Origin of the sequence: Micromonospora sp. NPDC048843 (assembly GCF_040649965.1) — a bacterium.
In the GTDB taxonomy this organism is placed as follows: Bacteria; Actinomycetota; Actinomycetes; order Mycobacteriales; family Micromonosporaceae; genus Micromonospora; species Micromonospora hortensis.
The window spans coordinates 43,348-58,544 of record NZ_JBEZGJ010000025.1 but is presented as its reverse complement, the minus strand read 5'-3'; the positions used below and the strand labels follow the sequence as shown (position 1 = coordinate 58,544).

The following is a 15,197-nucleotide window of genomic DNA, read 5'->3' as shown; positions in this document are numbered from 1 at the left end:
CCGGGCGGATCCGACCGAGATCATCGACCGTCGACGGTCGCGCGGCCTCCGTCACGACGGTGGGTCGACGCTCGGCCGGGCGCGCACGGGCGGCGCCGGGGCCGAAGGGGTACGCGTCAGACGGCGGCGATCAGCAGCGCCGGACGCTCCACGCAGTCGGCGACGTGCCGCAGGAAGCCGCCGGCCACTCCGCCGTCGCAGACCCGGTGGTCGAAGGTGAGGCTGAGCTGGGTCACCTTGCGGACGGCGAGCTGCCCGTCGACCACCCACGGCTTGTCCACGATCCGCCCGACCCCGAGCAGAGCCGCCTCGGGGTGGTTGATGATCGGCGTGGAGCCGTCGACGCCGAACACCCCGTAGTTGTTCAGCGTGAAGGTGCCACCTGTCAGCCGGGCCGGGGGCAGGCTGCCGGCCCGCGCGGCGGCCGTGGTCGCCGCCAGTTCGGCGGCCAGCTCGGCGGTGGTGAGCAGCTGGGCGTCACGCAGCACCGGCACCAGGAGCCCACGGTCGGTCTGCGCGGCGATGCCAAGGTGCACCCCGGCGGACTGGACGATGCGCTGCGCCTCGGTGTCGACCCGGGCGTTGAGCTGCGGGAACCGGCGCAGTCCGCTGAGGCAGATCCGGGCCAGCAGGGCCAGGATGCTCACCGGCGCGTCGGGCGTCGCGGCGTTGATCGCGGCGCGGGTCTCCAACAGCCCGGTGGCGTCCACGTCGACCCAGATGGTCACCTCCGGGATCTCCCGCCGGCTGCGGGAGAGTTTGTCGGCGATCACCTTGCGGACGCCGGTCAGCGGGACGATGACGTCGCCGTCCCCGACCGGGGCCGACCCGACCTGCGGGTCCGGCACGGCGGCGAGCCGGGCGGCGGGCGCGGTCAGCGCGGCCTCCACGTCGGCGCGGCGGATCACGCCCCCGGGCCCGGTGCCCCGCACCGTGTCGAGGTCGACGCTGTTCTCACGGGCCAGCCGACGCACGATCGGCGAGATGACCAGAGCGGCGGTAGGCGGTGCCGGGTCGCCGGACGCGGCAGCCTTGGCGGACGTGGCGCCGGCAGCGGCGCCGGTGCCACCGGTCGGGCCGGCGACGGCCGGTTCGGGGGCCACCGCCAGGCGGGGCCGACGCCGACGGCGGGTGGCGTTGCCGTGGCCGGTGCCGTACCCGATCAGCACGTTGCCGGAGCCGGCGCGCTCCTCCTCGCGGTAGGTGGCGTGCCCGGCGGGCTCGTCGCCCCCGTCCAACGGCGCGATGGTGATCAACGGCTGGCCGACCGGGCGTACCTCACCGGCCGCGCCGTGCAGGGTGACCACCCGCCCGGCGTACGGGCAGGGCACGTCGACAACGGCCTTGGCGGTCTCCACCTCGACCACGCTCTGGTCGACGGTGACCACGTCACCCACGGCGACCCGCCACTCGACGATCTCGGCCTCGCTCAGCCCCTCGCCCAGGTCGGGCAGGAGGAAGACCTGCGTCCGTTCGACGATGGTCATGCCGCCGCCCAACGCGCGTCCGGCTGGTCGTCCCACTGGAGGCGGGCCACCGCGTCGAGCACCCGGTCCACGCCGGGCAGGTGGGTGTGCTCCAGCATCGGCGCCGGGTACGGGATGTCCAGGCCGGCGACCCGCAGCACCGGGGCGTGCAGCGCGTGGAAGCAGCGCTCCTGCACCCGGGCGGCGATCTCCGCGCCGACGCCCGCGAAGCCGGGCGCCTCCTGGATCACCACGCACCGGCCGGTACGCCGGACCGAGGCGGTGATGGTCTCGTCGTCGAACGGCACGATGGTGCGTACGTCGACGACCTCCAGGTCCCACCCCTCCTCGCGGGCGGCCTCGGCGGCCTCCAACGCGACCGGCACCGCCGGCCCGTACGCCACCAGCGTGGCGTCGCGTCCGGGCCGGCGCACGACGGCCCGGCCGAACGGCTCGTTGCGGATCGGCAGGGACGCCTCGGCGCTGGCGAAGTAGAGCTTCTTGGGCTCCATGAAGACCACCGGGTCGGGGTCCTCGATCGCCTCGCGCAGCAGCGAGTACGCGTCGTCGACGGTCGCCGGGGTGACCACCTTCAGCCCGGGGGTGTGCGCGTAGTACGCCTCGGACGAGTCGCAGTGGTGCTCGACTCCGCCGATCCCGCCCGCGTACGGCACGCGGATGACGATCGGCACGCTCAGCGCGCCCCGGGTGCGGTTGCGCAGCTTCGCGACGTGCGAGGCGATCTGCTCGAAGGCCGGGTACGCGAACGCGTCGAACTGCATCTCGACCACCGGGCGCAGGCCGGACATGGCCATGCCGACGGCGAAGCCGACGATGCCGGCCTCGGCGAGGGGGGTGTCGAAGCAGCGGTTCTCGCCGAAGCGGGCCTGGAGGCCGTCGGTGATCCGGAAGACGCCGCCGAGCGCGCCGACGTCCTCACCGAAGACGACGACCCGGTCGTCGGCGGCGAGCGCGTCGGCGAGCGCTGTGTTGAGCGCCTTCGCCATGGTGGTGGCCATCAGGCGTCACCCTCCTCGGCGTGGGCGGCGGCCAGTTCGGCGCGGACCTGCTCACGCTGTTCGATCAGCTGCGGGGTGGGCTCGGCGTAGACGTGGTCGAAGAGGCTCAGCGGGTCGACGGTGGGCTGCTCGTTCATCCGGGTCCGCAGGTCCGCCGCGTACGCCTCGGCCTGCTCGGCGATCTCGGCGACCGCCGCGTCGTCGAGCACGCCGCGGGCGCGCAGGTAGGTCTCCAGCCGGGCGACCGGGTCCCGGTCCCGCCAGGCGTCGACCTCGGCGCCGTCGCGGTAGCGAGTGGCGTCGTCGGCGTTGGTGTGCGGCTCCATCCGGTAGGTGTGCGCCTCGACCAGGAATGGTCCCTTGCCGGCGCGGGCGTGGGCGACCGCACGGGTGAGCACGGCGAGCACCGCGACCGGGTCGTTGCCGTCGACCTGCTCGCTGGGTACGCCGTAGCCGACGCCCTTGTAGGCCAGCGACGGTGCGGCGGTCTGCCGCGACAGCGGGACGCTGATGGCGTACTTGTTGTTCTGCACGAAGAAGACCACCGGCGCCTTGAACACGGCGGCGAAGTTGATCCCCTCGTGGAAGTCACCCTCGCTGGTGGCGCCGTCACCGATGAAGGCCAGCGCCACGGTGTCGCGACCCTGGTACGCCTCACCGTGGGCCAGTCCGGCGGCGTGCACGCACTGGGTGGCGAGGGGGGTGCACTGGGGCGCTGTGTGCACCTCGGTCGGGTCGTAGCCGCAGTGCCAGTCGCCGCGCAGCAGGGTGAGCACCTCGACCGGGTCGATGCCTCGGGCAACCAGCGCCATCGACTCGCGGTACGTGGGGAAGACCCAGTCGGTGTCGCGGACCGCGAGGACCGCGCCGACCTGGCACGCCTCCTGGCCCCGCGAGGAGGGGTAGACGGCGAGCCGGCCCTGCTTGGTCAGTGCGGTCGCCTGGGTGTCGAAGCGGCGGCCGAGCACCATCCGGCGGTACAGCTCGCGCAGCACCTCGGCTGGTGGTTCGGGGTAGTCGGCGCGGGCGGGCAGCGGCGTGCCGTTCTCGGCGAGCAGGCGGACCGGCTCGGCGTCCGGTAGCAACGAGCGCGCCGGGTCGGGCGGGGTGACCGTTCGACGGGCGCGCGGGGATGCCCTGCGGACCGCCTGGGGAGTGGTCGTCACGGCGGAACCTCCTGGGACGTGTGGTGAGCCTATGCTTCCGCTTGTGGATGATTGACTCAAGATCGACACGGAAGGCGGGACGGTTGGCATGCGGAGGGCCCAGCAGTGAGCCAGGAGACCGCCGACGAAGCGAGCCGGGGCGCGGGATCGGGACGATCGGTCCGAGCCCTGGACGAGGTTGATCGGCGGATCCTCGACGAGCTGGTCCGCGACGGTCGGACGTCGGTGCGCACCCTCGCCGAACGGATCCACATCTCCCGCACCAACGCGTACGCGCGGGTGGAGCGCTTGCTCCGCGACGGGGTGATCACCGGGTTCCGGGCCCAGGTGGCGCCCGAGGCTGCCGGGCTGGGCACCTCGGCGTACATCGCCCTGACCATCGAGCAGAACACCTGGCGGGAGGTGTCGGCCGAGCTGGCCCGGGTGCGCTACATCGAGCACGCCGCGCTGCTCGGCGGTGACCACGACGTGCTCGCGCTGGTGCGCGCCCCGGACAACGCCGCGCTGCGCGACGTGGTGCTGGGCCGGGTGCAGGGCATTCCCGGGGTGCTGTCCACCCGCACCTGGCTGGTCTTCGAGGAGTTCGACGGGGCCGGCAGCCCCTGGGCGTGAGCGCCGGGCTCAGCGCTCCGGCGGGGCCTCCAGCCCGTCGCGGTCGGCCAGCTCCAGCAGCGGTTCCAGCGAGTGCCGGTCACCGTCCAGGCCGGCGTGCGGGTCGCCGCGCTCGGCGAACCGGGCCGGCATGCTGAGCACGTCGAAGTCCTCCGGACGGACCTGGTCCAGCTCCGACCAGTCCAGCGGCGCGGAGACCAGCGCGGCCGGTGTCGGCCGGATCGAGTACGCCGAGGTCACCGTGTGGTCCCGGGCCATCTGGTTGTAGTCGACGAAGACCGGACGGTCCCGTTGCTCGCGCCACCAGGTGGTGGTGACCAGGTCCGGCAGCCGGCGCTGCATCTCCCGGCCCAGCGCGAGCACCGCCCGACGGCAGTCACCGAAGCTCCACCGCGGCTCGATCGACAGGTAGACGTGCAGCCCTCGACCGCCGGTGGTCTTCGGGTAGCCGGTCATGCCCAGCTCGGCGAGGAACGCCCGCACCTCGTGCGCCACCGGCACCACCTGCTCGAAGCCGACGCCGGGCATCGGGTCCAGGTCGATGCGCAGCTGGTCGGGGCGCTCCACCTCGGCGGCGGTGACCGGCCACGGGTGGAACCGCAGGGTGCCCAGGTTGGCCGCCCAGATGACCACTGCCAACTCGCTCGGCGCGACCTCGTCGGCGGTACGGCCACTGGGGAAGGTGATGTGCGCCGTCCGCACCCACTCGGGCGCGCCGGCAGGCAGCCGCTTCTGGTAGAACGCGTCGCCCCGGTTGGTCTGCCGGGTGGCGATCGTGGCGCCTTCGAAGACACCGCGCGGCCAGCGTTCGAGCATGGTCGGCCGATCCCGCAGCGCCCGCAGGATGCCGTCACCCACCGCCAGGAAGTAGTGGATCACGTCCAGCTTGGTCAGCCCGCGCTCGGGAAAGTACGGCTTGTCGGGGCTGGAGACGCGAACCAGCCGCTCCCCCACCTGGATCTCCTCCGCCGCCGTGGCCACGCCCCGAGGGTACGACCTGCGCCCACGTCGGACGTCCACCGAGCGGACATCGGCATGGCGGATCACCGGACACGGTTACCGTCGGCGGCGCCCGGGTAGGGGGGCCGCATGGCGGAACTGGCAACCCTCTGGATCGTTCGGCACGGCGAGAGCACCGCGAACGTCGCGGCGACGCACGCCGAGGCGTCGGGCGCGGAACTGATCGACCTCACCCACCGCGACGCCGACGTGCCACTCTCCCCGACCGGCGAGGAGCAGGCTCGGGCGACCGGCCGCTGGCTGGCCGAGCTGCCGGACGCGAGGCGCCCGGATGTGGCGGTGGTGTCGCCGTACCTGCGCGCGGTGCAGACCTCGCGGCTGGCGCTGGTCGGCACCGACATCCCCGTGCACCGCGACGAGCGGCTGCGCGACCGGGAGCTGGGAATCCTCGACGGCCTGACCGGCCACGGGGTGCGGCGGCGATACCCGGACGAGGCCGAGCGCCGGGAGCGGTTGGGCAAGTTCTACTACCGGCCGCCGGGCGGGGAGTCCTGGACGGACGTGGCGTTGCGGCTGCGGACGCTGCTGGGCGACCTGCGCCGCGACCACGAGGGTTGCCGGGTGCTGCTCTTCGGCCACGACGCGCTGGTCTTCCTGCTTCGCTATCTGCTGGAGGGGTTGACCGAGGACGAGTTGATGGCGCTCACCCGGCAGGACGTGATCGCCAACTGTTCGATCACCGAGTGGTCCGCGGACGGCGACGACCGCCTGGCCCTCACCGCCTTCAACGATGTCGCGCACCTGCGTCAGCAGGGCGCCCAGCCGACCAGGGAGGACGAGATCCATGCCGAGCCGGTCTGAGGTGAAGGTGATCACCCCGGCGTTGTTGCGGGACTGGGCGCTGCCGGTGCCGGTCGGCGGAAAGGAGAGCCGGGGCACCGTGCTGGTGGTCGGCGGTTCCCGCTTCACGCCGGGCGCGGTGCTGCTCGCCGGGGTGGCCGCGTTGCGCGCCGGTGCCGGGGTGCTCCAGCTCGCCGCCGCCGAGTCCACTGCGGCCGCGCTGAGCATCCAGGTGCCCGAGGCGCTGGTGGTCGGTCTGCCGGAGACCGCCGACGGCGCGGTGGCCGCAGACCGGGACGGCCAGCTCGGCGACCTGGTCGCGCAGGCCGACGTGGTGGCGATCGGCCCCGGCCTGAAGGCGATCGACGAGACCAACCGCCTGCTGAGCCTGGTCCTGGAGGCGGCCCGTCCGGACACGTCGCTGGTGCTCGACGCGTACGCCCTCGGTGCGCTCAGCCACGCACCGGACCTGCTGGTCGGCTCGGGTCGACCCGTGGTGCTCACCCCCAACGTCACGGAGGCCGGGCACCTGCTCGGGCGGGAGCCGGGCGACGACCTGGACGCCGAGGCCGGCGAGTTGGCCGCGCGGTACGAGGCGGTCGTGTCGCTGTACGGGCACGTGGCCGCCCCGGACGGGCGGCGTTGGCGGGAGGAGAGCGGCGACGCCGGGCTGGGCACCTCCGGCAGCGGGGACGTGCTCGCCGGGTTGCTGGCGGGGCTGCTGTCCCGGGGTGCCGACCCGGCGCAGGCGGCCTGCTGGGGCTCGTTCGCGCACTCGGTGAGCGGCCAGCGGCTGATCCCCCGCTACGGCCGGATCGGCTTTCTGGCTCGGGAGTTGCTCGACGAGATCCCCCGCACCCTGGCGATGGTCTGAGGCGGTTTCACCTGTTTCCGCATTCGGCGTCGGGGTACCGGAACGTCACCAGCCGAGACTCTTACCGGGAGGTCATACCGGTGTCGACCGATGCCATCGTCCTGCTCAAAGAGGACCACAAGGAAATGCGCCGCCTGTTCAAGGCCTTCCAGGACGCCGAGGAGGGGCCGGCGAGCCAGCGGCAGAAGCTGGTGGACCAGATCCTCGAGGCACTGACAGTGCACACCTACCTGGAGAACGAGGTGATGTATCCGGAGGTCCGCCGGCTGCTGCCCGACCTGGAGGACGACATCCTGGAGTCGTACGAGGAACACCACGTCGCCGACGTGCTCTGCGCCGAGCTGGCCAGCATGGGCGCCGACGACGAGCGGTTCAACGCCAAGACGACGGTGCTGATCGAGAACGTCACCCACCACGTCGAGGAGGAAGAGCAGGAGTGGTTCCCCAAGGTCCGCGACGCGCTGGGCCGCAAGCAGCTTCAGGAGATCGGCGAGAAGATGATCGCGCTGCGCGCGGACGCGCCGCGTACCCCCACCGCGCCGAAGGCGATCAAGAAGGCGCTCGATGCGGTGACGGCCTGAGGCACCCGCTCACACCGAAGGGCCCGGCACGATGCCGGGCCCTTCGTCGTGCGCCACGGGTCAGCTGCCCGATCCCGGCTCGGCCATCCGGCGGTGCTGCTCCGACTTGAGCCTGTCCGGAATGATCTTGCCGGCGGCGGTCTGTACCTTGTTCATCAGCGAGCCCGCGGTGATCGTCTGATCACCCCTCATCATCGCCTCGAAGCCCTGCTCGGCGACCTTCGCCGGGTCGTCCTTCCTGCCCGCGCCCACCCGGGTGTCCTCCATGTCGGCCCGGTCGAAGAACTCCGTCTCGGTCGGCCCGGGCATCAGCGAGGTCACAGTGACACCGGTGTCCTTCAGCTCGTTGCGGACAGCTTCGGCGAAGGACTGCACGAACGACTTCGACGCGTTGTAGACCGCCTGGAACGGCCCCGGCATGGTGGAGGCGATCGACGAGGTGAAGAGGACCCGGCCCGCGCCCCGCTCGACCATCCCGGGCAGCAGCCGCTTCGCCAGGTGCACCGTCGAGCGCACGTTGAGGTCGACGATCTCCAACTCGTCAGCCAGGTCGGTGCCGCCGACGAAGGCGCCACCGGCGCCCCGACCGGCGTTGAGCGCCAGCGCGTCCAGCGGCCGTCCGGTCGCGGTGACCGCGGCCACCAACTCCGTCACGCCCTGCTCGCGGGCCAGGTCGACGCGGACCGACCAGATCTGCGGGCCACCGTCGCGGCGCAGCTTCTGCGCGGCCGCCTCGATGCCGTCGTCCTCGGCCGCGATCACCAGGTCGAAGCCGTGCTCGACGAACTGCGCCGCCAGCTCGTACCCGATCCCGCTGGAGGCGCCGGTCACCAGGGCGAGCGGCCGGTTGGAGGTGGGTGTGGTCATGTTCTCGACTCCTTCTGTGCGAACCCTGGCCGCACCCGCGACGGTGCGGTGGTCACCTACCGTGTGCCCCGCGACGCATCGCCCAATCACATCGGCGGGGCCGCCTCCCGGAGGGCGGCCCGAACGGCCGGTTCCGGCCCGGTAGGATCCTCCCGGGCCGTTACTGGCGCGTGGGGATGGAGAACCATCGGGGAGCGGCCTCGTCACGTGGACGTTTGCCGAGCGCCTGGGCCTTCCCGCACGTCTGTTGGAGGTCGCATGTCCCGCAACGCCGAATCCACCGCATTCCGGAGTGCCCTTGAGGTGATCCGGGCTGTCGAGCCGCGGGTCGCCGACGCCATCGGCGCCGAGCTGACCGACCAGCGGGAGTCGCTCAAGCTGATCGCCAGCGAGAATTACGCCTCCCCGGCGACGCTGCTGGCCATGGGCAACTGGTTCAGCGACAAGTACGCCGAGGGCACCGTCGGCCGCCGCTTCTACGCCGGCTGCCAGAACGTCGACACGGTCGAGGCGCTCGCCGCCGAGCACGCCCGGGAGTTGTTCGGCGCCGCGCACGCGTACGTGCAGCCGCACTCGGGCATCGACGCCAACCTGGTCGCCTTCTGGGCGGTGCTGGCCGACCGGGTGGAGTCCCCCGCCCTGAAGAAGGCCCAGGTCCGGCAGGTCAACGACCTCACCGAGGCCGACTGGTTCGCGCTGCGCCGCGAACTGGGCAACCAGCGGATGCTCGGCATGTCGCTGGACGCCGGCGGGCACCTCACCCACGGTTTCCGGCCGAACATCTCCGGCAAGATGTTCGACCAGCGCAGCTACGGCACCGACCCGACGACCGGCCTGATCGACTATGACCGGGTGGCCGAGGCCGCCCGCGAGTTCAAGCCGCTGATCCTGGTGGGTGGCTACTCGGCGTACCCCCGGAAGGTGAACTTCCGGATCCTGCGCGAGATCGCCGACTCGGTCGGCGCCACCTTCATGGTCGACATGGCGCACTTCGCCGGCCTGGTGGCCGGCAAGGTGTTCACCGGCGACTTCGACCCGGTGCCGCACGCGCACATCGTCACGACCACCACGCACAAGTCGTTGCGCGGCCCGCGCGGCGGCATGGTGCTCTGCCAGCCGGAGCTGGCCGATCAGGTCGACCGGGGCTGCCCGATGGTGCTCGGCGGTCCACTGCCGCACGTGATGGCCGCCAAGGCGGTCGCGCTCGCCGAGGCCCGCCGGCCCGACTTCGCCGACTACGCCCAGCGGATCGTCGACAACGCGCAGGCGCTCGCCGAGGGGCTGCTGCGTCGGGGCGCGACGCTGGTCACCGGCGGCACCGACAACCACCTGGTGCTGATCGACGTGTCCGGCTATGGGCTCACCGGCCGGCAGGCCGAGCAGGCCCTCCTCGACTCGGGCATCGTCACCAACCGCAACTCGGTCCCGCAGGACCCGAACGGCGCCTGGTACACGTCCGGCATCCGGATCGGCACCCCGGCGCTGACCACCCGGGGCCTGGGCACCGCCGAGATGGACCAGACCGCCGAGCTGATCCACACCGTGCTGACCCAGACCACCGCTGGCGCCAACGCCGACGGCACCCCGTCGAAGGCGAAGTACACGCTGGACGCCGGCCTGGCCGACAGGGTCGCCCGCCAGGCCACCGACCTGCTGGCCACGTACCCCCTCTACCCCGGCATCGACCTCAGCTAGCTAGCCCTCGACCGCGTCGATCATGGAGTTGTGGTGCCCGATACGGGCTGATGCACGACTTTCGTCCACCACCACAACTCCATGATCGACGAGAGCGGGCGGGTGCGGGCGGCGGGGCCGCCGCAGGCCGGCGGCCTTCAGGCCATCGGGCGCTTCAGGTGGTAGCGGTGGACCTCGGTGCTGCCCTGGACGTTGTTGACGTCCTCGGCGGCGGAGACCAACTCCCACCCCTCCCGGCCGGCGCGGTTGAGGTGCGCGATGGCGGTGTCGCCGTAGGCGGTGATGTCCTTACGTGACCCGTCCGGCGCGTACCAGACGAACGAGACGTGAAAATTGCGGCCCTGTCCCTGATAGCGACGGACGAGCAGGGCGTACTCCCAGGCAACCATGCGGCTTATTATGACCGTCCAACCAGGACGACGGCACGCGGGTCGTCGCGCATTGCCATCCGATGAACGCGGTGTGTCAACCCGCCCGGCGAGTCACCTCGTCGGTGATCAGCGCCGCGAGGCGATCCAGCCCGACGTCGATCTGCTCCGGTGTGACAGCGCTGACCGACAACCGCAACGCGTGGACCGGCGCGGTGTCGTCGTAGAAGTGCGCCATTGGCGTCCACAGCACCCCGTAGTCGCGCCCCGAGCGGTCCAGCAGCGCGTCGTCGACCGGGAACGGCACTGTCACCACCACGAAGAACCCGCCGGCCGGCACCGTCCACCGCACCGCGGGCCGGTCCGGCTGGTCCGGCTGATCGGGGAAGCGCCGGGTGAGGCCGGCCACCAGGTGACGCAGATTCCGGGTGTACGCGGATCGCTCCCGGGTGTTCGCTGCCACCAGGCTGCATCCGTGCTCCAGCAGCCGGCCGCCGATCACCGCCTGCGCGATCGGCGACGTGTTCACAGTGACCATGCTCTTGATCATGGCGAGTTGGTCGGCGAGCGGGCCGACCCGCCCGTCCGGGCCGGCAACCCGCTGGTCGGCGACGACATACCCCACCCGCGCGCCGGGGAGCACGGTCTTGGCGAACGAGCCGAGGTAGACGACCCGCCGGCCGGTGTCCAACGCCTTGAGGGTGGGCGGGCGCGGCCCGTCGTCGCTGTGGAACAGGCCGTACGGGTTGTCCTCCAGCAGCAGCAGGTCCTCCCGCGCGGCCAGGTCCAGCAACCGTTGCCGGTGGGCGGTGTCGATGCTGACCCCGGAGGGGTTGGCGAAGTCCGGCATCAGGTAGCAGGCGCGCGGCCGCAGCCCCGCCGCCCGGGCCCGGTGCACCTGGGCGGCCAGGTCGGCGAGGTCGACGCCGGCCGACCCACCGGCGACCGGCCACACCGGCAGGTCCACCAGTCGGGCCGCACCGGTCAGCCCGACGTAGGTCGGGGCTACCGCGAGCAGCACATCGGTCGGCCCGGCCCGCAACGCCCGCAGCACCAGGAACATGGCCTCCTGGCAGCCGACGGTCACCACCACGTCCTCCGGGTCGACGGTGATCCCCTCGTCGACCGCGAGGTTGCGGGCGATCAGGTGGTGCACGATGCCCTTGGTACGGCCGTACTGGAGCAGCAGCCGCCGGGCCTGCTCGGGTCGGTGCCCCAGGTCGTCGACGAGGTGCCTGTGGAAGGTGTCCAGGTGCCGGTGCACCGCCGCGAGGTCGAAGAACTCCTCGTACGGGCGGCCGGCCGCGAGGGACACCGCCGCCGGGTAGCGCTCGGACACCTCGTTGAGGAAGTTCATCGAGGTCAGCGCCGAATCACCCAGCGCGGGGTGCAGGTCGGCGACGGTAAGGTCGACCGGTTCGTCCGCGCTCATCCCTCAGCCCAGCCCGAGGGTGCGCAGCTCGCCGGCCGCCACCACGTCGGCGCAGCCGGCCAGGGTGAGCGCGTCGGTCAACTCGGCGACGAGCAGCGCCAACGCGTCCCGGGCGGCCGCTTCGCCGCCGGCTGCGAGGGCCCAGAGCAGCGGCCGGCCGACCAGCACCCCGGCCGCGCCCAACGCCAGCGCCCGCAGCACGTCGGTGCCGCACCGGATGCCGCTGTCCAGCAGCACCTGGCAGTCGTCCCCGACCGCGTCGACGACCTCCGGCAGCATGGTGACGCTCGCCGGTGAGCCGTCCAGTTGCCGCCCACCGTGGTTGGAGACGACCACCGCGTCCGCGCCGACCCGTACCGCCTCGGTCGCGTCGCGCGGGTCCAGCAGCCCTTTGACCACCAGCGGCAGGTCGACCTGCTCGCGCAGCCACGCCAGGTCCGCCCAGCGCAGCGCCGGCGCGAACGACGCGGCGGTGTGCGCGGCGATCGCGGACACCCCTGGGGCACCGGAGTGCGCCAACGCGTCGCGACCGTCGGGGAGGTTCGCGGCGACCACCTCGGCCGGCAGCCGGAACGCGTTGCGCAGGTCCCGGGGACGTCTGCCGAGCACCGGGACGTCCACTGTGACCACCAGCGCCCGGCACTTGGCCGCGACGACCCGGTCCAGCAGGTCGCGGACGAGCGCCCGGTCGCGCAACCAGTAGAGCTGGAACCAGACGTCCGCGCCCGTCCCGGTGATCTGTTCGATGGGGGTGCTGCCCAGCGTGCTGGCCAGGTACGGGATCCCGGCCGCACCGGCGGCCGCCGCCAGACCCAGCTCTCCGTCCGGGTGCACCAACCGCTGGTACGCCATCGGCGCCACACCGACCGGCATGGCGTACCGACGACCGAGCAGGTGGGTGCCGAGGTCGACGGTGTCCACCCCGCGCAGCACCCGGGGCAGCACCGCGACCCTGTCCAACGCGCGACGGTTCGCGGCGAGGGTCACCTCCGACGCGCTGCCGCCGGCCAGGTAGTCCCACACGTCCGGCGGCAGCACGGCCCGGGCACGCTCGGCGTAGTCGGCGAGCGCCACGGCCGGCAGGTCAGCCAACGCCCGCTCAGCCATCGCCCGACCCCGGGCCCGTCGCGGCATCCGGCTCGGCCGGACAATCCACCCCGCCCGGCCGGGCCGGCAGCCCGAAGCGCTCGCGGAGGAAGGCCGCAGCACTCTCCTGCGCGCGCCGCCCGTCCGTGAAGGTGCCCGGCATGGCGAAGAAGCCGTGGATCATGCCCGGGTAGTGCGCCAACCGGGTGGACACACCGGCGTCGCGCAGCCGCTCGGCGTACCGCTGTCCCTCGGCGCACAGGGGATCCAGTTCGGCGGTGATCACCAGCGCCGGCGGCAACCCGGACAGGTCGTCGGCGAGCAGCGGCGAGGCCAGCGGATCCTTGGCGTGCGCCGGGTCGGCCAGGTAGTGCGTCCGGTACCAGGCGACCGAACGGCGGTTGAACAACATCGGGTCGTCGTCCCCGGCCGGTTCGCCGCTCTGGTCGGTGTTGGGGTAGACCAGCAGCTGCGCGGCGAGCGGCGGCCCGTCGCCACGGCTGAGCACTGTGACCGCGGCGGCCAGGTTCCCGCCGGCGCTGTCCCCGCCCACCGCCAGCCGGGTCGGGTCCACTCCCCACTCGTCGGCGTGCCGGGCGATCCACGAAGTGGCGGCGTGGCAGTCGTGCACCGCCGCCGGGAAGGGGTGCTCCGGGGCGAGGCGGTAATTGACGGTGATCACCTGACAGGGCACGGCGTTGGCCAGTCGCCGGCAGATGCCGTCGGCGGTGTCGATGCTGCCGAGCGTCCAGCCGCCGCCGAAGAAGTACAGCACTGTGGGCAGCGGACCCGAACCGGTCGGCCGGTACACCCGCAGCCGCAGCTCACCGCCGGGCCCGGGGATCAGCTCGTCGCGTACCTCGGTCACCGGCTCGACCGCGCCGCTGCCGGCGCGGATCGCGGCCAGGTCCGCGGCGCGCGCCTCGGAGAGTGTCTGTGCGTACAGCGGCGGGGTGCCGGCCGCGGCACGGGCCGCCCGGTAGGCCGCCACCTCCGGGTGCACTGCCATGTCGCTCCTATCCACCGGTGCTGACCAGCAACGTGTCGATGCCGCGCAGAAACAGGCTGCCGCTGTACGTCGGCGTCTCGGTGACCGTCAGCGCGGGGAATCGGGCGAACAGCCGGGGCAGCGCGAGGCGGCCCTCCAACCGCGACACCGCAGCGCCGAGGCAGAAGTGCGGGCCCACGCCGAAGGCCAGCGACGGAGGGCCGGAACGGGTCGGGTCGAAGGTGTCCGGGGCCGGGAAGCGGGCCGGGTCCCGGTTGGCCGCCCCGATCATGATCAGCACGTTGTCGTCAGTGGCGACCGGCACGCCGTGCAGCACGGTGTCGGCCGGCGCGGCGCGGGCCAGGAAGTGCACGGGGCTCGCCATCCGCAGCACCTCGTCGACGCAGCCCTGCGCCAGCGTGGCGTCGGTGGGCAGCGCCGCGACGGTCTCCGGGTGGGCCAGCAGCAACGGCAGCCCATTGCTGAACATGTAGACAGTGGTGACGAAGCTGGCGTTGAACAGCACGATCAGGTTGCTGACCAGCTCCTCCTCGGTCAGCTCCACCTCCCCGGAGTCGAGCGCCTCGACCAACGCGCCGAGCAGGTCGTCCCCGGGCACCCGGCGGCGGTGCCCGAGCAGCTCCCGGTAGAAGGCCCGCAACTCCCGCGCGGCGGTATTGGCCGCGGCCAGCCGCTGCGGGGTCTTCCCCGCCACGTCCAGGAACTCGTCGATACACTCCACCCGCTCGCGGTACCACTGCAACTCGGCGGCCGGGATGCCGATGAACTCGGCCATCACCAGCGCCGGAAGCGGGTACGCGAAGTCGGCCACGAAGTCGACGGCGCCCTCCCCGGCGTCCGCAATCCGGTCCAGCAACTCGTCGACCACCCGCAGGATCACCGGTTCCAGCGCGCCGAGCCGCCGCGGCGTGAAGGTGCGGGAGAAGACGTGCCGCATCCGGGTGTGATCGGGTGGGTTGACGAACATCATCGAGGTCTGGAAGGTCCGCAGGATCTCCTGCTCCTCCCAGCCCGGCGGTGGCTGTTTCGTCCACTCCGGATCGCGCAGCAACCCGTCGACGAGGTCGTAGCCGACAGCGACGGCGGCGACCGTCCGATGCTCGGCGCGCGCCGGCACCGCGCTGATCGGGCCGAGCCGGTGCAGGTCCGCGTACCACGGGTACGGGTCCTGTCTGCCGTCCTCGCTGTACAGGCCGGTGAGTATCCCGTCCACGTCCACTGC

The 15,197-nt window shown here is 72.5% G+C and carries 15 protein-coding genes and 1 riboswitch; of the genes, 5 read left to right on the top strand and 10 right to left on the bottom strand.

What is annotated here, in order from left to right:
- Positions 1 to 116 precede the first annotated feature (116 nt).
- The 3 genes from AB0C20_RS09175 to pdhA are packed head-to-tail and all read right to left on the bottom strand — an operon-like array spanning position 117 to position 3,684.
- Positions 117 to 1,499: a dihydrolipoamide acetyltransferase family protein gene (locus tag AB0C20_RS09175; protein ID WP_357188742.1), complete on the bottom strand. Its 1,383-nt coding sequence runs from the start codon at positions 1,497 to 1,499 to the stop codon at positions 117 to 119.
- The gene (locus tag AB0C20_RS09170; protein ID WP_203119752.1) at positions 1,484 to 2,488 is read right to left on the bottom strand and encodes an alpha-ketoacid dehydrogenase subunit beta; all 1,005 of its coding nucleotides are present in this window, start codon (positions 2,486 to 2,488) and stop codon (positions 1,484 to 1,486) included. The genes AB0C20_RS09175 and AB0C20_RS09170 overlap by 16 nt, the downstream gene beginning before the upstream one ends.
- On the bottom strand, positions 2,485 to 3,684 hold the full coding sequence (gene pdhA / locus AB0C20_RS09165) for a pyruvate dehydrogenase (acetyl-transferring) E1 component subunit alpha (protein ID WP_357567686.1): 1,200 nt from the start codon (positions 3,682 to 3,684) through the stop codon (positions 2,485 to 2,487). Before pdhA ends, AB0C20_RS09170 begins: the two co-directional genes overlap by 4 nt.
- A gap of 72 nt (positions 3,685 to 3,756) precedes the next feature.
- On the opposite strand from pdhA, the gene AB0C20_RS09160 reads away from it, so the two are divergent.
- Positions 3,757 to 4,263 (top strand): Lrp/AsnC family transcriptional regulator, encoded by a 507-nt coding sequence (locus AB0C20_RS09160; RefSeq protein WP_357567684.1) that lies wholly within the window; start codon positions 3,757 to 3,759, stop codon positions 4,261 to 4,263.
- A gap of 9 nt (positions 4,264 to 4,272) precedes the next feature.
- Here AB0C20_RS09160 and AB0C20_RS09155 read toward each other — a convergent pair whose 3' ends face one another.
- The gene (locus AB0C20_RS09155; RefSeq protein ID WP_357567683.1) at positions 4,273 to 5,244 is read right to left on the bottom strand and encodes a DNA primase small subunit domain-containing protein; all 972 of its coding nucleotides are present in this window, start codon (positions 5,242 to 5,244) and stop codon (positions 4,273 to 4,275) included.
- Positions 5,245 to 5,352: 108 nt separating this feature from the next.
- Here AB0C20_RS09155 and AB0C20_RS09150 point away from each other — a divergent pair, with 108 nt between their 5' ends.
- The 3 genes from AB0C20_RS09150 to AB0C20_RS09140 all read left to right on the top strand — a co-directional run bounded on the left by AB0C20_RS09150 (position 5,353) and on the right by AB0C20_RS09140 (position 7,518).
- Complete coding sequence (locus AB0C20_RS09150) at positions 5,353 to 6,084, top strand: histidine phosphatase family protein (protein WP_357567682.1); 732 nt, start codon at positions 5,353 to 5,355, stop codon at positions 6,082 to 6,084.
- Positions 6,068 to 6,937: an NAD(P)H-hydrate dehydratase gene (locus AB0C20_RS09145; RefSeq protein WP_357188616.1), complete on the top strand. Its 870-nt coding sequence runs from the start codon at positions 6,068 to 6,070 to the stop codon at positions 6,935 to 6,937. Before AB0C20_RS09150 ends, AB0C20_RS09145 begins: the two co-directional genes overlap by 17 nt.
- A gap of 80 nt (positions 6,938 to 7,017) precedes the next feature.
- The gene (locus AB0C20_RS09140) at positions 7,018 to 7,518 is read left to right on the top strand and encodes a hemerythrin domain-containing protein (protein ID WP_357188614.1); all 501 of its coding nucleotides are present in this window, start codon (positions 7,018 to 7,020) and stop codon (positions 7,516 to 7,518) included.
- Between the two features lie 60 nt (positions 7,519 to 7,578).
- Here AB0C20_RS09140 and AB0C20_RS09135 read toward each other — a convergent pair whose 3' ends face one another.
- A complete protein-coding gene (locus AB0C20_RS09135) occupies positions 7,579 to 8,385 on the bottom strand; it encodes an SDR family NAD(P)-dependent oxidoreductase (RefSeq protein WP_357567681.1) in 807 nt (268 codons plus the stop codon).
- Positions 8,386 to 8,534: 149 nt separating this feature from the next.
- Positions 8,535 to 8,624, top strand: a riboswitch (ZMP/ZTP riboswitch).
- Positions 8,625 to 8,643: 19 nt separating this feature from the next.
- Between AB0C20_RS09135 and AB0C20_RS09130 the strand changes: the two genes are divergently transcribed.
- The gene (locus tag AB0C20_RS09130) at positions 8,644 to 10,080 is read left to right on the top strand and encodes a glycine hydroxymethyltransferase (protein WP_357567680.1); all 1,437 of its coding nucleotides are present in this window, start codon (positions 8,644 to 8,646) and stop codon (positions 10,078 to 10,080) included.
- Between the two features lie 137 nt (positions 10,081 to 10,217).
- Here AB0C20_RS09130 and AB0C20_RS09125 read toward each other — a convergent pair whose 3' ends face one another.
- From AB0C20_RS09125 to AB0C20_RS09105, 5 genes are all read right to left on the bottom strand, one after another.
- Positions 10,218 to 10,478, bottom strand: a complete 261-nt coding sequence (locus AB0C20_RS09125; protein ID WP_091397680.1) for a hypothetical protein — start codon at positions 10,476 to 10,478, stop codon at positions 10,218 to 10,220.
- Positions 10,479 to 10,545: 67 nt separating this feature from the next.
- Positions 10,546 to 11,880: a PLP-dependent aminotransferase family protein gene (locus tag AB0C20_RS09120; protein WP_357188608.1), complete on the bottom strand. Its 1,335-nt coding sequence runs from the start codon at positions 11,878 to 11,880 to the stop codon at positions 10,546 to 10,548.
- A gap of 3 nt (positions 11,881 to 11,883) precedes the next feature.
- Positions 11,884 to 12,987: an alpha-hydroxy acid oxidase gene (locus AB0C20_RS09115; protein ID WP_357188605.1), complete on the bottom strand. Its 1,104-nt coding sequence runs from the start codon at positions 12,985 to 12,987 to the stop codon at positions 11,884 to 11,886.
- Complete coding sequence (locus tag AB0C20_RS09110; RefSeq protein WP_357188603.1) at positions 12,980 to 13,975, bottom strand: alpha/beta hydrolase; 996 nt, start codon at positions 13,973 to 13,975, stop codon at positions 12,980 to 12,982. The genes AB0C20_RS09115 and AB0C20_RS09110 overlap by 8 nt, the downstream gene beginning before the upstream one ends.
- 7 nt (positions 13,976 to 13,982) lie before the next feature.
- A complete protein-coding gene (locus AB0C20_RS09105) occupies positions 13,983 to 15,194 on the bottom strand; it encodes a cytochrome P450 (RefSeq protein WP_357188601.1) in 1,212 nt (403 codons plus the stop codon).
- Positions 15,195 to 15,197: the final 3 nt, after the last annotated feature.

Bases quoted from the DNA above. Each gene is read 5' to 3' on its own strand.
- AB0C20_RS09145 (WP_357188616.1), top strand. From the start codon at position 6,068: ATGCCGAGCCGGTCTGAGGTGAAGGTGATCACCCCGGCGTTGTTGCGG.
- AB0C20_RS09150 (WP_357567682.1), top strand. From the start codon at position 5,353: ATGGCGGAACTGGCAACCCTCTGGATCGTTCGGCACGGCGAGAGCACC.
- AB0C20_RS09135 (WP_357567681.1), bottom strand. From the start codon at position 8,385: ATGACCACACCCACCTCCAACCGGCCGCTCGCCCTGGTGACCGGCGCC.
- AB0C20_RS09130 (WP_357567680.1), top strand. From the start codon at position 8,644: ATGTCCCGCAACGCCGAATCCACCGCATTCCGGAGTGCCCTTGAGGTG.
- AB0C20_RS09115 (WP_357188605.1), bottom strand. From the start codon at position 12,987: ATGGCTGAGCGGGCGTTGGCTGACCTGCCGGCCGTGGCGCTCGCCGAC.
- AB0C20_RS09110 (WP_357188603.1), bottom strand. From the start codon at position 13,975: ATGGCAGTGCACCCGGAGGTGGCGGCCTACCGGGCGGCCCGTGCCGCG.
- AB0C20_RS09120 (WP_357188608.1), bottom strand. From the start codon at position 11,880: ATGAGCGCGGACGAACCGGTCGACCTTACCGTCGCCGACCTGCACCCC.